Source organism: Acinetobacter sp. AB03, assembly GCF_058107045.1.
On the sequence record NZ_JBUEBA010000002.1, the window covers coordinates 545,250 to 546,875 of the forward strand.

General features: G+C 36.3%; 2 protein-coding genes and 1 pseudogene. All 3 read right to left on the reverse strand.

Features of this window, described 5'->3' with window-relative positions:
* A pseudogene (locus ACY3FQ_RS02970) lies at positions 1–227 on the reverse strand (hypothetical protein); the annotation flags it as partial.
* A gap of 55 nt (positions 228–282) precedes the next feature.
* A complete protein-coding gene (locus ACY3FQ_RS02975) occupies positions 283–705 on the reverse strand; it encodes a CHASE sensor domain-containing protein (protein ID WP_489773614.1) in 423 nt (140 codons plus the stop codon).
* Between the two features lie 4 nt (positions 706–709).
* On the reverse strand, positions 710–1,147 hold the full coding sequence (gene yfiR, locus ACY3FQ_RS02980) for a regulatory sequestration protein YfiR (RefSeq protein ID WP_228254642.1): 438 nt from the start codon (positions 1,145–1,147) through the stop codon (positions 710–712).
* Between the last annotated feature and the right edge of the window lie 479 nt (positions 1,148–1,626).

A 1,626-nucleotide genomic window follows, 5' to 3' on the forward strand; every position in this document is an offset into this window, starting at 1 on the left:
AATAAATTATTAAATGCACCACTGATGACGCGAAATTCATAAATGGGAGATGATGGAAGACGTGCTTGATATTGAGTATCAAGATTAAGGCTTTCAACGGTATTGACCATGGGTTGAATCGAGTGCATCAGTTTTTGATAGGTTGAATGTACCAACCACAACATAATCAACAGGATGACAAAAATTCCAACGGAGAGACAAATCAAAAGCTGAAAGAAAAAGCTCATGAGTTGGGTAGCACTTCCGTAAATGATCAATGTCCCGTACTGGTTGTTTTGATGTTTAATGGTGCGTGTCACAGGGTTTGTAACTGCTAATTGAAATATACTTATTTCTATATTGTTTAAAGAAGACCTTATCAAACAGATTTTCCATCCAGGCAAACTCAGGTGTTGGTTTGTATGCTTCGGCCAGTGGTTTCCCTTGTAGGTTGATAACTTTAATAACGCGAATTGGATATTGCTGAATATGATTGTTCAGTGTTTGCTGTAGCGTAATACGATCATTGAAAATGACAGCAGGTTGAATTTGCTCACTTAAGGTTGCGCTAAAAATATTGAGGCTTTGTTTGGCATAGGTATTGATGGTGTAGATGGAAATTACCACGAAAATTAAACTACAAATTCCAAGAGTAAGAGCAAAAATCAGCAATTGAGACTGACTAAAAATTTTTTGTAGGGAGGTATTAGAGCTTTTACGAAACACTGACTTAAGGCTCCGTAGATTTTGCTAATAAGACACGTGGATCTACACGCGCTTGGGATTGGGACAGGTTGGCCAAGTTTACCTTAAAGGAAGTTCGTGTTTTGTTTTGATATAAGCAAAATGCGCTGCCTAATTCGCATTCAGTATTGTTGGAGCTGAAAGTCAGTGGAGCATCTTTTAAGCTATTTATAATATTTTGCTCTTGACGTGGCGTGTAGGTTGAGAAAAAAACAGCATTACACATAACCTTATTCAATTCGGACAAACTGACCGCTTGAATTTGATACGCACTTTCGAGTTGCTGATTCACTTGAATGAACTGATTGGATAATTGGTTGTTATTTAAAATGCATAAAGAAATGGGATTGGGGGTATTCCAACGTACATAGCTCAAAATCGTCAATGTGGTTGCAGGGAGATTTAATTGTGGTTGTGCCTGCACCTGAGAAATCATTAAGCAGGACAAGAGGGTTAAATAAATTTTGTATTTAAAAGCTGTCATTATTCATTTTGCTTGGCAGCGAAAGTGAGCTTATTTTAACGAAAAATAAACAGTGATGGTTAAAATTGCTTTAATAATCGACAAAAATCACATTTTTGACCAAAAAATATGCGCTTGAAATAAAATAATAGAAAAAGTTGTTGCAAGGGATTAGAAATGCTGTAGAATGCACATCCATCGGCGGTGATGTTGATTAAAACTTGTTGAGAAACAAGGATTTAGCCCAAGCGGTAGAATCTGAGAGTCTTGAATAAGTTTAAAAATAATTAACAAAACCAGTTGACTTCTTCTTGAAAGAGAGTAGTATAGCCGACCTAGCTTGCTGGTGACGAATCAGCAAGAAGATCATTAAGAGATTATGAAGAACAACTTGTGTGGATTTTTACTGATTGATCGATCGAAAATATTTCATTGATTGA